Genomic DNA, 17969 nt, shown 5'->3' on the forward strand with positions numbered 1-17969 from the left:
CTCACAGCCTCTCGATGATCGTGGCGTTGGCCATGCCGCCGCCTTCGCACATGGTCTGCAGACCGTAGCGTCCGCCGGTCGCCTCGAGCTGATGCAGCAATGTCGACATCAGTCGGAGCCCGGACGCACCGAGCGGATGGCCGAGGGCGATCGCGCCGCCGAGCGGATTGAGCCTGTCCGGGTCTGCGTGGAGCTCCGCGGCCCATGCGAGGGGGACGGGCGCGAAGGCTTCGTTGACCTCGTAGACGTCGATGTCGTCGATCCCGAGCCCGGCCCGCTCGAGCACGCGGCGGCTGGCCGGGATCGGCGCGGTGAGCATGAGGAGGGGATCGTCGCCGACCACCGCGAAGGAATGGAAACGGGCACGGGGCCGCAGCCCCAGGCGTTGCGCGGTCCGCTCCTCCATGATGACCGCTGCGGAGGCTCCGTCGGTGAGCGGCGATGAGTTGCCGGGAGTGATCCGCCAGTCGAGCTCGGGGAATCGTTCTCGCATCGTGTCGGTGTCAAACGACGTCGGGAGAGCTGCCAGAGCCTCGGTCGTGGTCGACGCGCGGATGGTCTCGTCCACCTCGTGCACGGCAGCCGAGCCGTCGGCCCCGATGATGGCGACGGGGACGATCTGGGAGGAGAAGGCTCCGGCTGCGGTGGCTTCGGCTGCACGCTGGTGCGAGCGTGCGGCGAATCGATCCAACTCTTCGCGATCGAGGTCCCAGCGTCGGGCGATGAGCTCGGCGGAGACGCCCTGATTGACGAGGCCATCCGCGTACCTGTCGCGTACCGCCGCTCCGAGCGGGTCCTGTCCGTCGGCGGATGAGCCCATCGGAACACGGCTCATCGACTCCACACCCGCCGCCACGACGATGTCGTAGGCCCCGGCGAGCACTCCCTGCGCCGCGAAGTGCGCGGCCTGCTGGCTGGAACCGCACTGTCGATCGACGGTGGTGGCGGGCACCGACTCGGGCCACCCCGCTGCCAGGACGGCCTGCCTGCCGATGTTGAGGGACTGCTCGCCGATCTGGCTGACGCAACCGGTGATCACGTCTTCGACCTGGGCGGGGTCCAGCCCGTTCCGTTCGACGAGCGCGGCGAGGATCGTCCCGAGGAGGTCCACGGGGTGATGGCCCGACAGCGCGCCTCCGGGCTTGCCCCGGCCGGAGGCGGTGCGAACGATGTCGACGATGACGGCGCTCCTCATGCGAGCGCTCCTTCCGTGGTGGCGAGCGTATCGTGTTCACCGAGGCGGGGAAGCGCGACCGCGGCGACATCGTCGAAAGCCGAGTACCGTGCCGGGGTCCGCGGGACGTCCACCGGGCGGCCGTCTTGCGAAGCAGTCACTCGCAGCTCGCGTTCCGCGAAGATCTCTGAGCGCACCACCTCGGACCATGTCGACACCTTCGCGGCCATGAGGCCTGCGGCATCGAGGCGTCGCACCCATTCATCGGCGCCGTGAGCGCGGAGGAGCTCGGTGATCCGCGCGCGCAGTTCGACGGAGTGGATCGACCGCGACGCCTGGTCGGCGTAGCGCGGGTCGTCGGCGAGCTCCCCGGCTCCCAGGACCGCGATGAAGCGCTCCCAGTGCGCGGGCACGTAGGCGGCGAGGACGATGTCGCCGTCTCCGGTGCGGAAGACTCCGGAGGGCTCGACGGCAACGGCGCGCCGGCCTCCGTTGGCATCGGGAGCGGTGGAGAGCGCACCGAGCTCGGGGGGCATGGCCATGGCGAGCGTGAGGTAGTTCGCCTGGAGGCTGCACGCGACGTCATACATAGCGACCTCGACACGGTTGACCACGCCGAAGCGCTCGCGGTGGAGCAGCGCGGCCAGCACCGCCTGAGCCAGGACGTGTCCGGTGGCGCCGTCGATGAGCTGGAACGGGATCAGCCGAGGGACCTCTGTCGCGCTCTGGCTGCTCAGACACCCCGCCTCGGCCTGTACCAGCATGTCGATCCCCGGCCGGTCCTGCAGAGGGCTCCCGCTGCCGTATGCCGAGACGGACGCGTAGATGAGGTCGGGGTTGACGACGGCGACCTCATCTGGGCCGAGGCCGTGTCGCGCGAGCGCGCCGGGCCGCATCCCCTGGACGAGCACGTCGGCCTCCTTCAGGAGGCCCTGCAGGACCCGGGCGTCTGCGGGGTCCCTCGGCGACAGCCGGAGGGACCTCTTGCCGCGGTTGAAGGGGCTGAAGTATGGAGTCGTGTGTTCGATCCCCTCGGCCGTGGCCGTGATCCGGCGGGACGGATCGCCCGTGGGCGGCTCGACCTTGATGACGTCCGCGCCGAGGTCCCGAAGCACCTGGGTGGCCAGGGGGCCGGCGACGTTGGCGGTCAGGTCCACGATCCGGTAGCCGTCCAGCGGTCGGGTCGCTGTGTGGGTCATGGGGTCTCCTTCGACGACTTGACTTAGCGCTCGCTAAATTGCATTCTGCTGGACAAGCACAGAATCGTCAACCCGTTCGGAGGAGTATCTGATGGATCCTTTGCACTCGTTCCGCCTCGACGGCAGATGCGCGGTCGTCACGGGCTCGAGCTCCGGTCTGGGAGCGCGCTTCGCGCGGGTCCTTGCCGCGGCCGGCGCCGATCTGGTCCTCGTCGCTCGTCGCGTGGACCGGCTCGAGCGTCTGGCGGACGAGCTGCGTCGCGCCGGGGCGAGGGTACTGGTCCATCCCGGCGATGTCGCGCGGGTCGAAGACGCCCGTGCGACCGCGCAGCACGCGATGGAGGAGTTCGGCCGTGTCGATGTCCTGGTGAACAACGCTGGCGTCGGGACGGCGTCTCCGTCGTCGAGAGAGACGCCGGAGGCCTTCCGGGCCGTCATCGACATCAATCTCAACGGCACCTTCTGGATGGCGCAGGCCTGCGCCGCGCAGATGGGGCGGGGATCCTCGATCGTGAACGTGGCCAGTGTGCTCGGGCACATCGCCCCCCGTTTTCCGCAGGCCGCGTACGCGGCGAGCAAAGCCGGCGTCGTGGGCCTGACGCGGAACCTCGCGCAGGAATGGAGCGGACGGAAGGGGATCAGGGTCAATGCGCTGTGCCCCGGATATTTCGCGAGCGAGATGACCGATGCGGCATCGCCGCAGACCGCGGCGATGGTGCGGGAACAGAGCATCCTCGGTCGCATGGGGCATACTCATGAGCTCGATGGCGCGTTGCTCTTCCTTGCCTCGGACGCCTCGTCCTACGTGACAGGCACGAGTCTCCTCGTCGACGGCGGTATGGCCGCTCTCTGAGTGCTAATCCGCGAAACGGGGGGCTCGGCGTTCCTTGAAGGCGGCGACGCCCTCGCGGAAGTCCGGTCCTCCGGAGAGACGGACCTGCGCGGCCCCCTCGAGGGCGAGGGCCTCCGAGAGCCCTCGCAGCGATGCGGAGTTGATGGCCTCCTTCGTCGCCGCGATCGCCAGCCGGGGGCCGCCAGCGAGCTCCTGTGCCCATTCCCGTGCGACGGAGGTCACGGCGTCGTCGGCGCACACCGCTGCGATCAGCCCGGCACGGTACGCCTCGGAGGCAGGAAGCCTCTCGCCGCGCAGGGCGAGCCTCAGGGCGCGTGCGCGACCGATCGAGGCTGCGATCACGAGAGTCGCGCCGCCGTCGGGAACGAGCCCGACCCGGAGGAAGGGGAGGAGGAAGAACGCGCTCTCGCCCGCGACGACGAGATCGGCGGCGAGGGCGATCGACGCCCCGCCTCCCGCAGCCACGCCGCACACGGCTGCGATCACCGGGAACGGGGCGCCGACGATGCCGCGGGTCAGTCGGCCGAGGGCGTCCAGGGTGGCGGTCGCGTGCGCCTCATCGCCGATCCTCGTGGGGTCGCTGTCGATGTTGGCGCCCGCGCAGAACGCCTCCCCCGCTCCTGTCAGCACGACCGCTCGGACGGTGGGGTCCGCTGACAACGTCTCGAAGACGTCGGCGAGCCGCACGATCTCCGTCTGGCTGATGGCGTTGCGGTGTGCGGGATCGTCGATGGTGATGGTGACGACACCGCCGTCTCTCGTCGTCCTGACGATGTCGGTCATGTCGTGCTCGCTTCCTGTGCGGGTCGGGGTCTCTGGGCAGGCGCATCATGATCGGAGGTCCTCATCGAGGCGCCATACGGATCGCGCCGTCCAGGCGGATGGTCTCTCCGTTGAGCATGGGGTTGCCGACGATCGCGGCGACGAGGTCGGCGTACTCGGACGGCAGCCCGAGGCGGCTCGGGTGAGGCACTTGCGCTCCGAGAGAGCTCCGCACCTCGTGGGGGAGCGATCCCAGCAGCGGTGTCTCGAAGAGGCCGGGGGCGATGGTGACGACACGTATGCCCGCCGCGGCCAGGTCACGGGCGATGGGGAGCGTCATCCCCGCGACGCCTGCCTTCGACGCCGAGTAGGCGGCCTGGCCCACCTGGCCGTCGAACGCGGCGACGGACGCGGTGTTCACGATGACGCCGTGCTCCTCGTCGTCGCGGGCGTTGCCGATCATGCTCTGCGCGGCCAGACGGATCACGTTGAAGGTGCCGACGAGGTTGACCCGGAGGATCCGCTCGAAGACGTCGAGAGGGTGCGCGCCCCGCGAGCCCGCCGTCTTGGTGGCGCTGCCGACTCCCGCGCAGTTCACCACGATCGCGAGGTTGCCGTCGCGGTTCGCGTGGTCGACCGCCTCCTGGATCGCGACCTCGTCCGTGACGTCCGCGGCGATGAAGTCCGCGGGAGCGACGCCCTCCAGCGCGGATCGGTCTGCAGAAGCGAGGTCGACCACGGTGACGCGCGCCCCTTCCTCGACGAGGCGGACGACGGTGGCGAGGCCGAGGCCGGACGCGCCGCCGGTGACGAGGGCAGATTTGCCGTGAATCTTCATCGATTCTCCCTAATTGAGCTAGCGGTCGCTAAACTAATCCGAAACGATCCGCCTCGCAAGTCGTCGCGCCTGGCGCGATCGCGGTTTATGCTCCCGGAAGAGAAGGGACACAGCTCCACACGCATGTCAACTCACACGCTCGATGACGGCGTTCCGGCCGTCGGTCTCCCTCAGGACGCCACCGACTGGCGCGACTATCCGCCCTCGGCTCTCCATCCCGTGCTGGCCGTCGCCCTGCGTCAGATCGTCGACAGCGGTTTCCACGCGACGACGGTCCGTACCATCGCGCGCGACGTCGGCGTCACCGTGCCCGCGCTCTATTACCACTTCGAGAACAAGCAGGCGATGCTCGTCGCCCTCCTCGATCACGCGATGGACATCGTCACCGCTCATGTGGCCGCTGCGCTCGCCGAGGCAGGAAACGATCCTGCCGAGCGGCTCGGCCTCGTCGTCGAAGCCATCGTCCTCTACATGGCGAACCACCCCGACCTCGCCTTCCTGGACTCTGAGCGTCGTGCGCTCACCGACGAGAACCTGGCACATTACGCCCGTCGCCGAGACTCGGTGGAGCAGGCGGTGCGCGAGGTCATCGCCGCGGGGACCGCGGACAAGGCGTTCGCGACCCCGGATCCCGAGGAGTGCGGTCGTGCCATTCTGACGATGTGCCAGGGAATCGCCGGCTGGTATCGGATCGGCGGCCCTGTCTCGCCGGAGCAGCTCGCGCAGCGCTACCGGCGGATCGCCCTCGCCGTCGTGGAATACGCGCCTCTGAGCTGACCGGCGGTTCGCGCCAGCCTCGGAACGTCGTCCCGAGCGGTCCCAGGACGGCGGGCGCGCCGCTCCGCGCTGTCCAACCGTGTGTGCCCGGTCATTGGCCGCCGACGCCGCACGTGCCGGACGACGACGTCCGCACCGCCACCGAAAGGAAGAACGATGACGATCGATCTCGAAGCCTTGTACGTCGACCTGCACCGGCACCCTGAGCTGTCCTTCCAAGAGACCAGGACGGCGAGTGTCGTCGCTGCACATCTGCGAGAGCTGGGCCTCGACGTCGAGGAGGGCGTCGGAGGCACGGGCGTCGTCGGGATGCTGCGGAACGGCGACGGCCCCGTCGTCTGGATGCGTGCCGACATGGACGCGCTGCCCGTCGAGGAGCAGACGGGGCTGTCGTACGCGAGCACCGCGACCGGAACGGGCGCGTCCGGGATCGAGGTCCCGGTCATGCATGCGTGCGGACATGACATGCACGTCACAGCGATGATCGGCGCCGTCGAGGGGCTCGTCGTAGGGCGTGCGACGTGGAGGGGCACCGTCGTCGTGCTCTTCCAGCCCGCCGAGGAGATCGGGGCGGGCGCGCGGGCGATGCTCGACGACGGAGTGCTGGAGCGCTACCCGGCACCGGCGGTCGTGCTCGGCCAACACGTCACTCCTTTGCCGGCGGGCGTGGTGGGGCTGCGTCCCGGCGTTCAGATGTCCGCCTCGGATGCGTTGACGGTCACGCTGCGGGGGCGGGGCGGTCACGGCTCCCGACCGCACTCCACCGTGGACCCTGTCGTGATGGCGGCGTCGACGGTGATGAGACTGCAGACGGTCGTGTCGCGCGAGATCGATCCGAGGGAGGTCGCGGTGGTCACGGTCGGTTCGATGCACGCGGGACGCACGAACAACGTCATCCCTGGCGAGGCGACGCTCGAACTGAGCTTGCGCTATTCGGACGACGCCCTGCGCGCGAAGGTGCTCAGCGGCGTCGAGCGGATCGTGCGGGCCGAGGCCATGGCCTCGGCTGCCGACATCGAGCCGGACATCCGCATCGATCACACCTTGCCGGCCACGATCAACGACGAGGCCTCGGCCGCTCGTGTCGCCGCAGCCCTGCGGCGAGCGCTCGGCGAGGATCGCGTGATCGATCCCGGCATGTCGGCGGGCAGTGAGGACGTGTCGTGGTTCGCCCGCGATGCCGGGACGTCACTGGTGTTCTGGTTCTGGGGCGGCTCCGATCCGGTGAAATGGGCGGAGGCAGAGGCCGCGGGAGCGATCGATCGTGACATCGCCGTGAACCATTCCTCGTCCTTTGCCCCCGTGATCCATCCCACGATCGAGGTGGGCGTGACGGCGCTTGTCGCAGCGGCCCGCGAGTTCCTCCGCTGACCTTCCACTGCACCCGCGAGGGAGGGAGGGAGGGGTGGCGGGCCCGCTGGCTGCCGGGTCAGGACGCGGGGCGGGCGGAGAGCTCCTGCACGATCCCGGCGGCGGCGATCTGGCCGGCGGCGGAGGCCATCACGACCGAGGCGACGACGCCGGGGAGCGATGCCCGATGGGCGATGTCCCCGGCGGCCGAGATCCCGGGGAGCGAGGTGCGGCCGAACTCGTCGATCTCGATCGCGCCGGAGGGGAGCATCCGCAGACCCAGCCTTTCGGCGAACGGCGCTCGCTGCCTCGTCGCCCCCGCGGCGACGAAGAGTCCGTCCACGGTCTCGGTCCCGGCGTCCGTCGTCACCGCTACCCCGTCGCCCGCCGCGGCGACCGCGCGCACCTGCGAGGGGCGCAGACGGGCGCCGTGCGCGAGCGCGGCCCCGGACTCTTCGTCCACGATCTCGCCGTCGAGGGGGAAGACCACCAGATCGATGCCGATCCGTCCGAGGAGCGAGGCCAGGTGTGCGGCTCGTGGGCCGGCGCCGATGATGCCGACCGTCCGGCCTGCGTACTCGTGGCCGTCGCAGAACGGGCAGGAGAAGGCGCGGATCCCCCAGAGCGCGTCCAGACCGGGGACGTCGGGGAGGTCGTCGATCAGGCCGGTGGCGAGGACGACGTGCCGGCCTTCGGCATCGCCACCACCGGCGAGGGCCACGCGGAACCCGGCGCCGGTGGCGGAGACCTCCTCGACGGTCGCACCGCGCAGCTCGATCGTCGTGTAGGCGGCGAGCTGCTCGCGTGCGGTCTCCCGGAACCGGGCCGGGGGCGTGCCGTCGTTCGCGATCACGTGGTGCATGTGCGCCACCGGGCCGTTCCGGTACTCGCCGCTGTCGAGGAGCAGGGCGGTGCGGTGCATGCGTCCCAGGGTGAGGGCGGCCTGCAGGCCGGCGGGGCCGCCGCCGATGATGATCGCGTCGTACATGAGGGTGCTTCCTCTCGTGCTCTCGGGGTGGCGCTCTTGCGCTCGACGCCAGTCTGTGACTTCATGTCAACATGAAGTCAAGTCCTCCTCGCCCCTGGTCGGTCGGCGACGTCGCCGCGCGGTTCGAGCTGCCCACCAACGTCCTGCGGCATTGGGAGTCGGTGGGGCTGCTCGCCCCGGAGCGGGACGCGGCGGGACGGCGGAGGTATGGCGAGGACGAGGTCGTCCGGGTCGCGGTCATCCTGCGGAGCAAGGCGGCGGGGATGAGCCTGGAGCAGATCGGCGTCCTGCTCGACGGCGGCAACGTCGCACGGCACGCGGTGCTTCAAGCGCATCTCGACGAGCTCGACCGGCGCATGGCGGAGATGCAGCGCTCGCGCGCGATGGTCGAGCACTCCTTCCGATGCCGCGCCCACGACATCGCCACCTGTCCCCGGTTCCGGGCCGGCATCGACGACGTCCTCGCCCGTTTTCCCGGGGGAGGGGGCGATGCCCGCTCATCGGATGCATAGGGATCAGTCGTAGGATTCCCAGCGTGTCACCCTCTCTGCGCCCGAATCGCAGCGTCGGCCGACCCCGGATGATCCGTGTCGCTGCGGCGGCCCTCGGCGTCGCGCTCGTCGTCGGCCTGTCCGCCTGTGCGCAGGACCCGGTCGCCGAGCAGTACCTCTCCGGAGACAACAAGGGATACATCGGCTCCGCGGGTCTTCGGGTGGAGGAGATCACGCCGGCGGACCGCACCGATCCCGTCGCCTTCGGCGGCACGCTCGAGAACGGCAAGGAGTTCCGCAGCAGCGAGGTCGCTGGCGATGTCGTGGTGGTGAACTTCTGGTACGCCGCCTGCGGGCCCTGCCGTGTCGAGGCGAAGGATCTCGAGCAGGTGTGGCAGGAGTACCAGGGCAAGGGCGTGTCCTTCGTCGGCGTCAACACCTACGATCAGTCCGACACCGCCCGCTCCTTTGCGGAGAAGTACGGCGTGACCTACCCGAGCATCATCGACGTGGGCACCGGTGAGGCCAAGCTCGCCTTCGCGCAGGCGACGACCATCCAGGCGACGCCGACCACCCTCGTGCTCGACAAGAAGGGCCGTGTGGCCGCACGGATCATCGGTCAGCTCGAGGAGCCGTCGATCCTGTCGACCCTCATCAAGGACGCCCTCGCGGAGAAGGCGTGAACGTCGACGCGCTCGTCGGTTTCGGCGCCCTTTGGCTGGCCCTCCCCGTCGCCGTGCTGGCGGGGCTGATCTCCTTCCTCTCGCCGTGCGTGCTCCCCCTCGTCCCCGGCTACCTGGGGTTCCTCGGCGGCGCCGTGTCTGGCGGGTCGGCCGGCTCTGTCGGAGCCGAGGAGCCGGCGCCTCCTCGGCGCCGACTCCTCCTCGGCGTTCTGCTCTTCATCGCCGGGTTCACCGCGGTCTTCATCGTGCTGACGGTGATCGGCGGGGCGGCGGGGGCCTTCTTCGCCCGCTGGGGAGATCTGGTCACGCGCGTCCTCGGGGTGCTCATCATCGGCATGGGCCTGGTCTTCGTCGGCCTCTTCGGGTTCGCCCAGCGCACCGTCCGCGTCAACCTGTCGGGGCGGGCGGGCCTCATCGGCGCTCCTCTTCTCGGCGTCGCCCTCGGCCTGGGGTGGACCCCGTGCATGGGGCCCACCCTCACCGCGATCCTCGCCGTCTCCTGGAACCTCGGCGATCCGTGGCGCGCCGGCCTCCTCGGCCTCGCCTACTCGCTCGGCCTCGGCATCCCGTTCGTCCTCGCCGCTCTCGGCTTCGGCTGGGCGACGCGTTCCATCGGCTTCCTCCGCCGCCATGTGCGCGCGGTCAACATCGTCGGGGGTGTGCTGCTGATCGTGCTCGGCCTGCTTATGGTCACCGGAGTATGGACGGATGTCATGTCTCGGATCGGGGCGGTGATGAACAGTGTCCAGCTCCCCCTCTGACATGAAGGCCGAGGCCCGCAAGGGCGCGAAGCGGGCCGGCGCGGACAGCGCCGCGGACCCGCTGCGCCCGTCCGACCATGTGGACGGCCAAGAGAGCGTCGCGTCCCCCGCGCTGGGCGTCGCCGGCTGGCTGCGCTGGGGCTGGCGGCAGCTCACCTCGATGCGCACGGCGCTCGTCCTCCTGCTGATCCTCGCGATCGCCGCGATCCCCGGCTCGATCTTCCCGCAGCGGATGGCCGACCCCAACGGCGTCACCCAGTGGAAGACGGACAACCCTGACCTGTTCCCGATCCTGGACGCGCTGCAGCTGTTCGACGTCTACCTGTCGGCCTGGTTCTCGGCGATCTATCTGCTGCTGTTCCTGTCGCTGATCGGGTGCGTGATCCCGCGGATCAAACACCACGTCAAGGCGCTGCGCACGCGCCCGCCCCGCACGCCGATCCGGCTGCAGCGGCTCGACGACCACCGTGAGGCGATCAGACAGGCGTCCCACGGAGACGCCCGGGGCGCGGCGGAGAGCGCGATCGACATCGCCGAGAAGCAGCTGCGCGCGCTGCGCTATCGCGTCGAGCGGTACGACGATGAGCGCGGGTTCTCGGTCTCGGCCGAGCGCGGGTACGCGCGGGAAACGGGGAACCTCGTGTTTCACCTCGCGATCCTCGGCGTGCTCGTGACCGTGGGCTTCGGCGGCGGTTTCGCGCACACCGGCCAGCGCGTGATGGTCGAGGGGACGAGCTTCGTCAACACGCTCCTGGACTACTCCTCGATGAACCGCGGCCGGTTCGTGACCGACGGGGACCTGACGCCGTACCGGATGACCCTCGACTCGTTCGACGTCACGTACCAGCCGTTCGGGTCCGCGGCCTCGGGCCAGGCCGGCGATTTCTCCGCGAACGTCACGGTCGCGACCCCGGACGCCGAGCCGCGTCCGGAGTCCGTCCGTGTGAACCACCCGCTCGACGTCGCGGGCGACAAGATCTACCTGCTCGGCAACGGCTATGCGCCGACGATCACCGTGCGCGACGCGCAGGGCACGGTCGTCTACACCGACCCCGTGCCCTTCCTGCCGCAGAACAACAACACCATGACTTCGCTCGGCGTGGTGAAGGTCCCCGACGGGCTGCCGCAGCAGCTCGGCATGGTCGGCTTCTTCTACCCGACCGCCGCGACGCTGGAGACCGGTGCGCTCACCTCGGTCTATCCGGCGCTCATCAACCCCACCGTCACGCTCAACGTCTACGCCGGCGACCTCGGCATCGACGACGGCACGCCACGGTCGGTGTACGTCCTCGATCCGTCCGACATGACGCAGCTGACCGGTGGCGACACAGGCGTCGACTCGATCGAGCTGACCCCTGGCCAGACCGCGCAGCTGCCGAACGGCATGGGTTCGGTCACCTTCGAGAACGAGGCGCCGGCCGGGGCCGGGGACTACTCGGAGTCGGTCAAGCGCTACGTCTCGCTCCAGGTGCACCACGACGGCGCCGCCGTGTGGGTGCTCGTCTTCGCGCTGCTCGCCCTGGGCGGCCTGCTGCTGGCGCTCTTCGTCCCACGGCGCCGTATGTGGGTCAAGGCGGTGGCGGACGGCGGAACCGTTCGTCTGGAGTACGCCGGCCTCGCCCGTGGCGAGGACCCGACGCTGGCGGCCGCGGTCGACGACCTCGCCGCCTCGCACGCCCGTCTGCTCGACGCGGACGGGGGCACCAGCGTCCCCGCACCCCCCGATGACACCTCGAACCCGCGAAAGTAGGCTGGAGCCATGGAACTCGACTCCCTGTCGGTGCTGCTGATCTGGACCGCGGTCGCGATCTACGCGGCGGCTTTCGTGGCGTACGCCTTCGACCTCGCCCGCCGCTCGCAGCTCTCCTCTGACCGCAGGCTCGCCGCCTCGCAGCTCGTCGAGCGCGAGCTCGTCGGCGCCGCGGTCGCCGGCTCGTCCGGTACGAGGGCGGGCGCCTCGGGTCCGGAGGGAGCCGCGAAGGCGGGGACGGGGGACGAGGCGCCGAGGCGTTTCGTGATGGCCCGCATCGGCACCGCGCTCGCGGTCCTCGGCTTCCTCTTCCACCTCGGCGGGACGGTGCTGCGGGGGATCGCGGCCGAGCGGGTGCCGTGGTCGAACATGTACGAATTCGCCATGACGGGGACGCTGCTGATCATCGCGGTGTACCTCGCGGTCAACCTCTGGGCCGATCTGAAATACCTCGGCACGTTCATCCTCGGCCTCATCGTGGTTCTTCTCGGCGGCGCCGCTCTCGGGTTCTACGTGCAGGTGGTCCCGCTGTCGGACCCGCTCAAGAGCGTCTGGCTCGTGATCCACGTGTTCGTGGCGTCTCTCGGGACGGCGTTCTTCGCCCTCGCCTTCGCGCTCTCGGTGCTGCAGCTCGTCCAGATGCGGCGGGAGAGCCGGCTTCTCGCGGGAGCGGAGAAGACGGGCCCGCGGTTCCTCGCGACTCTCCCGACAGCCGAGCGCATGGAGGGCCTCGCCTACCGGTTCGCGACGGTGGGCTTCATCTTCTGGACGTTCACGCTCATCGCCGGAGCGATCTGGGCGCAGGATGCATGGGGACGCTACTGGGGCTTTGACACCAAGGAGACCTGGACCTTCATCATCTGGGTGCTCTACGCCGGCTACATTCACGCGCGCGCGACCCGCGGCTGGCGGGGGGCGCGGTCGGCGTGGCTCTCGATCGTGGGCTTCACGGCCGTGCTGTTCAACTTCACGATCGTGAACATGTTCTTCAAGGGACTGCACGTCTACTCCGGCCTGAACTGAGCGGACCTCGCCCTGCGGCGCTGAGGTCAGGACCCGTCAACCCGGTCCCTGCGGGCCGTGGCAGGCAAAGCCCGAGTCGACCGACCCGGTAGGGGCGGGGGCCAGGCCGTGCCCGCGCCTCGGGCCACGCGAGCCTGCACGGCCCGAGGACGGGTTTCCCGGTCGATGGCGCCCGAAGGCCGACCTCGCGCCGCACGCGCGGCCCGAGGTCGGTGGCTCGGCGGTCAGGCTGTGGCGAGCACCGCCCTTGCACTCGTCGTGCGACGCCGGGCGACGGCGAGCGTCGTGGCCAGCACGGCGAGCACACCCCAGGTGATCAGGCCGGCGACCGCGGCGCCTGCGCCGTTCTCGCCGAGGAGCGCCGTCGCGGCGGGTGAGGTGGGGAGGAAGGCGGCGACCGTCGCGAGCCATCCCGGCAGGGTGGAGATGATCCCTGCGGCGACCGCGGTGACGCCCGCGAGGGCGGCGATCCAGCGTCCGGCGCCGCCGAGGACGGCGACGAGGGCCTGGTTCACCGCGGCGAAGACGACTCCGGCGAGGACGGCGACACCGGCGAAGCCCCACCAGCGCGCGGCGTCATAGTTCGCGACGCTCTGCACGATCAGCGCGACGAGCAGCCCCTGACCGGCGCCGATCGCGGCGGCGGGGAGGAACGCACGCAGTGTGAGCGTGGCCGAGGAGCGACGCGAGGTCAGCGTGCGCGCGGTGACCGCGCGCATCGCGATGAACGACGCCAGACCGCCGAACCACAGGACGACCGCGGCGAGCAGCGGGATCGCCGTGGGGCCGAACATCCCGCCGCCGGCGCTCGCCGTGACCGGCGAGGCCACGACGGACGCGAGCGAGGCGGCGCGACTGTCGGAATACGACGGGATCGACTCGGCGGCCTGGCTGAGGCCCGAGGCGAGGTTCGCGGTGCCGGAGGACAGGGCGTTCATGCCGCCGGAGAGCGCGGTCGCACCGTCCGCGAGCTGGGTCGCGCCGCTGGCGAGCTGCGCCGCGCCGTCCTGGAGGCCGGAGGCGCCGGTCTGAAGACCGCGGGCCCCGTCCGCGCTCTGGTCGATGCCGCCCGCGAGCTGGCTGATGCCGCCGGAGAGCTGACCGGCGCCGGCCGCGGCCTTGCGCATGCCGTCCGCGATGGCGGCCGGGGCCTGGGCGTTCAGCGTGGCGATGCCGTCCCTCGTGCCAGAGGCGTACCCCGAGGCGTATCCCGCGGCCTCGGCCGCCTGGCCGCCGGTCGCGGCCGCGGCGGCGAGCTGGTCGCAGAACGCGGCGTCGATCCCCTTCGTCATGCAGTCGGCGGCGAGACCGCCGAGGGTGACGGCGAGATCCTTCGACGTCGAGGCCGCGGTTCCCGCGTAGCTCGCGGTGGCGCCGGCGGCACCGGAGAGCTCTGCGGGCACGATCCCGTTCGCGACCAGCGCGTCCGCTCCGCCGTTCAGCTGGGCGGCGAGCTGGTCCGCGCCGGACTGGGCGCTGCGCGCGCCCTCGCCGAGCGCGCCGAGCCCGTCGGCGAGCTGGCCGGCCCCGGCGGAGAGCTGACCTGCACCGGACGCGAGCTGGCCGGTGCCCGAGGCCAGCTGCGCCGCTCCGTCGGGGAGCTTCGCGGCGCCGGCGGCGGCGTCCCTCGTCCCGGCGGCAAGCGTGCCCGCGCCCGTGGCCGCCTCTCCGATCCGGTCTCCGATGGTCGTGAAGCCGACGAGGACGTTCTCCAGGGTCTTCTCGGACAGCGTCGCGCCCATGGTCGAGGCCGCCGTGGTCGCGATCTGGTCGGCGATGAGCGCGTCCGCCACCCGGGCCTCGGGCGCCGTCTCGACCGAGATCCTCGCTTTCTCGGCGGTGACCTCCTTGTCCTGGAGCCCTCGGCCGGCGGAGGTCGCGGCGGAGGAGAAGTCCTCGGGGATGGTCACGACGGCCTGGTAGGTGCCGTCGGCGAGACCCGCCGCGGCGTCCTTCTCGTTCGAGATCACCCAGTCGAGGTTGGAGTCCTGCTCGTCCGACCCGTCCACGAGACCGGCGGCGAGCTGGCGCCCGAGCGGGGCGAGCTGCCCGTCGAGCGTCACCGGCTCGTCCAGGTTCACGATCGCCGCCCTCATCTGGTCGAGGCGCTCGGTCGGGTTCTGCAGCGCCGTCACGAGCACGCCGCCGAGGGCGGCGGGGAGCAGCAGCACCCCGACGACGGTGAGGACCGTCACGGGCCTCGTGGAGCGGGCACGCTCGATGAGGGTGGAGAAGCGCGTGGTCATGCGGTCACCTCGTTGCGGTCGGAGGGGTCGTTGTCGTCGGATGTGGAGGCAGATCCGCCATCGGCCTGAGGGTCGGGGAGGCCGAGCGCGGCGAAGCCCGAGCGCCCCTCGTCGCCGGTCTCCGGCTCGGGGGGTGAGGAACGTCGCCTACGGCTCCCCGCCTCGCCGAGGTCGGCGCTGTGCGGCTCAGGCCATCCGGCGTCGACGAGAGCCCGGCGGGCGATGTCGGCCGAGGCCGCGGTGGCGAGCACCGCGAGCTCGCCACCCGACCGCGCCCTGGCCAGACGCGCGGACGCGTCGCGGAGGATCGCCGCCGCCTGGTCGCGGGCGGCCGGTGTCAGCGCGTCGAGCCCGTCGATCACCACGAGCGTGGTCCGCCCGCGCACCGCGTCACGCAGGTCGCCGAGCGGGTCGGCCGAGACCGTCGCGTCGACGAGGCCGACATGAGCGCGCACCCAGGCTGCTCTCCCCGGCAGAAGGTGACCGGCCACGCGGAGACGTCCGCCGGCCGCGGGGAGCCGACCCGCGAGCGTGAGTGCGAGGGCGCGTCGGACCGCCTGGTCCCGCCCCGTCAGCACCAGCGCGTCGCCGGGCGCGAGGCGCACCGTGAGATCTTCCAGGATCGGGGCGTCCGCGGCCACGACGAGGTCGTCGGCGGCCAGCACCGACTCATCACCCGGCCAGCTCTCGAGCGTGCGCTCGCGTTCCACCGCCTCGCCTTCGATGTCGACGTGGGGCAGGATCCGTGCCAGCCAGCCCGGGATCCTCCAGGCGTGGTCGCCGAGGATCGCCATGAGCGCCGGGATCAGGGTCATCCGGACGAGGAAGGCGTCGATGGCGATGCCGGCGGCCAGGCCCAGCGCGATCGGCTTGAGCGAGGAGTCTCCTTCCGGGACGAACGCGACGAACACCGCGAACATGATGAGGGCCGCGGCGGTGACCACACGTGCGGACCCGACAAAGCCTGTGCGCACGGCCCGGACGGCCGCGGCGCGGCGCGTGGCCGGGTCCTTGGACTCCGGATCGTGCACGTAGTCCTCGCGCATGCGCGAGACGAGGAACACCTGATAGTCCATGGCGAGCCCGAACAGCACGCCCATGAGGACGATCGGCATGAAGCTGATGATCGGACCGACCCGGGCGACGTGCAGCGCATCGGCGAACCAGCCCCACTCGAAGACCGCGGACACCACGCCGAAGGCGGCCACGATGGACAGCAGGTAGCCGAGGGCCGCGGTCACCGGAACCCAGATCGAGCGGAAGACGATCGTCAGCAGCACGAGGGACAGGCCGATCACGAAGACGCCGAAGGGGAGGAGGGCGGCGCCGAGCTGGTCGGAGATGTCGATCGCGACCGCGGTGAAGCCGGTGACCTTGAGGTCGATGCCGAACTCCTCCAGCCACTCGTCGTGGTGTGAACGCAGCTCACGAACGAGGTCGGCCGTGGCGGGCGCATCCGGGGCGGTCTCCGGGATCACCTGCACGATCCCGGTGTCGGCGGTCTGGTTGGGCGTGGCGAGGGCAACCTCGGCCACGCCGGGGAGCTTCTCGACCGCGTCGCCGAGGTCCTTCATGAGGTTCAGGGGATCCGTGGACGTCACGATCGTGCCGGTGAGGATCAGCGGGCCGTTGAAGCCGGGGCCGAAGTGCTCGGCCGTGAGGTCGTAGCTCTCCCGCGCCTCGGAGCCCTTCGGCAACACACCGGCGTTGGGGAGGGCGAGGGCGAGGCTCCCGGCGGGGACGGCGACCACGCCCAAGCCGAGCACGACCGCGATCGCGACGAGGACGGGACGTTTGGTGACCCCGCCGACCCAGCGCGCGGCGAACCCGGCGTGGGGCTTCCGCTCGGCCCCGCCCTTGCGGCGCGCGCGTTCGCGTCGGGGCCGTCCGGCGACGCGCCCCTTGGCGAAGCCGAGCATCGCCGGGGTGAGCGTGACCGCGATGAGCACCGCGATCGCGACCGCGACCGACGCCGCGATGCCCATCGTGGTGAGGAAGGGGATCCCGGCGAAGCCGAGGCCGATCAGCGCGATCAGCACGGTGACGCCCGCGAAGACGACCGCGGACCCGGCTGTGCCGGTGGCGCGGGAGGCGGACTCCTCCGGATCGACGCCCGCGCGCACCTGGTCCTGATGTCGCGCGACGATGAACAGCGCGTAGTCGATCCCGACCGCGAGCCCCAGCATGAGGGCCAGCAGGGGCGTGGTCGAGGAGACCGTGGCGAACGCGGTGGCGGCGAAGATCGCGGCCATCGAGATCCCCACGCCCAGGATCGCTGTCAGCAGCGGGAGCCCGGCGACGACGAACGAGCGGAAGGTGACGATCAGCACGAGCAGCGCGATCAGCAGTCCGACGGCCTCGGTGAGGGTGACGCCGGGGATCGACATCGCGAACAGGTCGCCGCCGAGCTTCGTCTCGGCGCCGTCGGGCAGGGCGTCGCCGAGGTCGGTCACGATCTTCTCGAGGGCGGTCTTCGTCGCGGCCGAGACGTCCGAGGCCTGGCCGTCGAACTGCATGCGAACGATCGCCGCCGAGCGGTCCTCGCTCACCATGCCGGTGATGGTGGCGTCGAACGGCGAGGTCGCGGCGAGGACGCCGTCGAGGTCGCCGATGTCCTTTACCGCCTCTTCGATCCTCGGCTTGTAGCCGGAGGCGGTGACCTCGTCATCGGGGGCGGCGACGACGATGAACTGCGCGCTCGTGCCGCTGACCTGGGGGAAGGTGCGTTCGAGCTGTTCGAGCCCCGCCTGCGACTCGGTGCCGGGGATGGAGAAGGTGTTGTCGGTGCCCTTCCCGAGCACGAGCGCGCCGCCCCCGGCGATGCCGAGGACGAGCAGCCAGGCCACGAGCACCCGCCAGGGGTGGCGGAACGACCAGCGTCCGAGCGACGAAAGGAGTGTGGACACGGATCCTCCGGAGGATTCTCGCAGGCGAACTCGATACAATGATGTATCCGATACGTGAATGTATCGTAGGACGAAGAGATCGTGCGAGTCTGTGCGCCGGGTGTGAATCCGGACGCTCGCGAGGAGACGACGCCCGGACGGCGAGGACGCCGCGGGGCCGGAGGTGGA

The 17969-nt window shown here is 70.8% G+C and carries 15 protein-coding genes; 8 read left to right on the forward strand and 7 right to left on the reverse strand.

All coding sequences use genetic code 11. The features are described from left to right. Position 1 precedes the first annotated feature (1 nt). Together ACP15J_RS07185 and ACP15J_RS07190 are read right to left on the reverse strand one after the other, a co-directional pair. Positions 2–1195 (reverse strand): thiolase family protein, encoded by a 1194-nt coding sequence (locus tag ACP15J_RS07185; protein WP_424936330.1) that lies wholly within the window; start codon positions 1193–1195, stop codon positions 2–4. Beyond that, a complete protein-coding gene (locus ACP15J_RS07190; RefSeq protein ID WP_424936331.1) occupies positions 1192–2373 on the reverse strand; it encodes a CaiB/BaiF CoA transferase family protein in 1182 nt (393 codons plus the stop codon). The genes ACP15J_RS07185 and ACP15J_RS07190 overlap by 4 nt, the downstream gene beginning before the upstream one ends. 91 nt (positions 2374–2464) lie before the next feature. Here ACP15J_RS07190 and ACP15J_RS07195 point away from each other — a divergent pair, with 91 nt between their 5' ends. Next, positions 2465–3226, forward strand: coding sequence for an SDR family NAD(P)-dependent oxidoreductase (locus ACP15J_RS07195; protein ID WP_424936332.1), 762 nt, complete (start codon positions 2465–2467; stop codon positions 3224–3226). A gap of 3 nt (positions 3227–3229) precedes the next feature. On the opposite strand, the gene ACP15J_RS07200 is transcribed toward ACP15J_RS07195, so the two are convergent. Both ACP15J_RS07200 and ACP15J_RS07205 read right to left on the reverse strand, forming a co-directional pair. Continuing rightward, positions 3230–4009 carry an enoyl-CoA hydratase-related protein gene (locus ACP15J_RS07200; protein WP_424936333.1) on the reverse strand — a complete coding sequence of 260 codons (780 nt, stop codon included), beginning with the start codon at positions 4007–4009 and terminating at the stop codon, positions 3230–3232. A gap of 61 nt (positions 4010–4070) precedes the next feature. Next, entirely contained in the window at positions 4071–4826 is a 756-nt protein-coding gene (locus ACP15J_RS07205) for an SDR family NAD(P)-dependent oxidoreductase (protein WP_424936334.1), read from the reverse strand. A 123-nt stretch (positions 4827–4949) separates the two neighbouring features. On the opposite strand from ACP15J_RS07205, the gene ACP15J_RS07210 reads away from it, so the two are divergent. Then, positions 4950–5603, forward strand: a complete 654-nt coding sequence (locus ACP15J_RS07210; protein WP_424936335.1) for a TetR/AcrR family transcriptional regulator — start codon at positions 4950–4952, stop codon at positions 5601–5603. 156 nt (positions 5604–5759) lie between these two features. After that, the gene (locus tag ACP15J_RS07215) at positions 5760–6974 is read left to right on the forward strand and encodes an amidohydrolase (protein ID WP_424936336.1); all 1215 of its coding nucleotides are present in this window, start codon (positions 5760–5762) and stop codon (positions 6972–6974) included. 58 nt (positions 6975–7032) lie between these two features. Here the strand turns inward: ACP15J_RS07215 and ACP15J_RS07220 are convergent, their stop codons facing one another. Next, a complete protein-coding gene (locus ACP15J_RS07220) occupies positions 7033–7941 on the reverse strand; it encodes an NAD(P)/FAD-dependent oxidoreductase (protein WP_424936337.1) in 909 nt (302 codons plus the stop codon). 71 nt (positions 7942–8012) lie between these two features. Here ACP15J_RS07220 and ACP15J_RS07225 point away from each other — a divergent pair, with 71 nt between their 5' ends. Genes ACP15J_RS07225 through ccsB form a run of 5 tightly spaced genes read left to right on the forward strand, consistent with a single transcriptional unit; the run spans position 8013 to position 12649 of the window. Next, a complete protein-coding gene (locus tag ACP15J_RS07225; protein ID WP_424936338.1) occupies positions 8013–8453 on the forward strand; it encodes a MerR family transcriptional regulator in 441 nt (146 codons plus the stop codon). A 23-nt stretch (positions 8454–8476) separates the two neighbouring features. Further along, complete coding sequence (locus ACP15J_RS07230; RefSeq protein WP_424936339.1) at positions 8477–9115, forward strand: TlpA family protein disulfide reductase; 639 nt, start codon at positions 8477–8479, stop codon at positions 9113–9115. Further along, entirely contained in the window at positions 9112–9876 is a 765-nt protein-coding gene (locus ACP15J_RS07235; RefSeq protein WP_424936340.1) for a cytochrome c biogenesis CcdA family protein, read from the forward strand. Before ACP15J_RS07230 ends, ACP15J_RS07235 begins: the two co-directional genes overlap by 4 nt. Before the next feature lies 1 nt (position 9877). Beyond that, positions 9878–11626, forward strand: a complete 1749-nt coding sequence (resB, locus tag ACP15J_RS07240) for a cytochrome c biogenesis protein ResB (protein WP_424936341.1) — start codon at positions 9878–9880, stop codon at positions 11624–11626. Between the two features lie 9 nt (positions 11627–11635). Further along, positions 11636–12649, forward strand: a complete 1014-nt coding sequence (gene ccsB / locus ACP15J_RS07245; RefSeq protein ID WP_424936342.1) for a c-type cytochrome biogenesis protein CcsB — start codon at positions 11636–11638, stop codon at positions 12647–12649. Positions 12650–12873: 224 nt separating this feature from the next. Here ccsB and ACP15J_RS07250 read toward each other — a convergent pair whose 3' ends face one another. Both ACP15J_RS07250 and ACP15J_RS07255 read right to left on the reverse strand, forming a co-directional pair. Next, complete coding sequence (locus ACP15J_RS07250; protein WP_424936343.1) at positions 12874–14895, reverse strand: YhgE/Pip family protein; 2022 nt, start codon at positions 14893–14895, stop codon at positions 12874–12876. Continuing rightward, complete coding sequence (locus tag ACP15J_RS07255; RefSeq protein ID WP_424936344.1) at positions 14892–17801, reverse strand: efflux RND transporter permease subunit; 2910 nt, start codon at positions 17799–17801, stop codon at positions 14892–14894. The genes ACP15J_RS07250 and ACP15J_RS07255 overlap by 4 nt, the downstream gene beginning before the upstream one ends. Positions 17802–17969 lie beyond the last annotated feature (168 nt).

Origin of the sequence: Microbacterium sp. S308A+ (assembly GCF_049800815.1) — a bacterium.
Classification (GTDB): Bacteria; Actinomycetota; Actinomycetes; order Actinomycetales; family Microbacteriaceae; genus Microbacterium.

Excerpts from the sequence above, each read along its gene's own strand:
- ACP15J_RS07250 (WP_424936343.1), bottom strand. The coding sequence starts at position 14,895 with ATGACCACGCGCTTCTCCACCCTCATCGAGCGTGCCCGCTCCACGAGG.
- ACP15J_RS07200 (WP_424936333.1), bottom strand. The coding sequence starts at position 4,009 with ATGACCGACATCGTCAGGACGACGAGAGACGGCGGTGTCGTCACCATC.
- resB (WP_424936341.1), top strand. The coding sequence starts at position 9,878 with ATGAAGGCCGAGGCCCGCAAGGGCGCGAAGCGGGCCGGCGCGGACAGC.
- ACP15J_RS07220 (WP_424936337.1), bottom strand. The coding sequence starts at position 7,941 with ATGTACGACGCGATCATCATCGGCGGCGGCCCCGCCGGCCTGCAGGCC.
- ACP15J_RS07205 (WP_424936334.1), bottom strand. The coding sequence starts at position 4,826 with ATGAAGATTCACGGCAAATCTGCCCTCGTCACCGGCGGCGCGTCCGGC.
- ACP15J_RS07190 (WP_424936331.1), bottom strand. The coding sequence starts at position 2,373 with ATGACCCACACAGCGACCCGACCGCTGGACGGCTACCGGATCGTGGAC.
- ACP15J_RS07225 (WP_424936338.1), top strand. The coding sequence starts at position 8,013 with ATGAAGTCAAGTCCTCCTCGCCCCTGGTCGGTCGGCGACGTCGCCGCG.
- ccsB (WP_424936342.1), top strand. The coding sequence starts at position 11,636 with ATGGAACTCGACTCCCTGTCGGTGCTGCTGATCTGGACCGCGGTCGCG.
- ACP15J_RS07195 (WP_424936332.1), top strand. The coding sequence starts at position 2,465 with ATGGATCCTTTGCACTCGTTCCGCCTCGACGGCAGATGCGCGGTCGTC.
- ACP15J_RS07185 (WP_424936330.1), bottom strand. The coding sequence starts at position 1,195 with ATGAGGAGCGCCGTCATCGTCGACATCGTTCGCACCGCCTCCGGCCGG.
- ACP15J_RS07215 (WP_424936336.1), top strand. The coding sequence starts at position 5,760 with ATGACGATCGATCTCGAAGCCTTGTACGTCGACCTGCACCGGCACCCT.
- ACP15J_RS07210 (WP_424936335.1), top strand. The coding sequence starts at position 4,950 with ATGTCAACTCACACGCTCGATGACGGCGTTCCGGCCGTCGGTCTCCCT.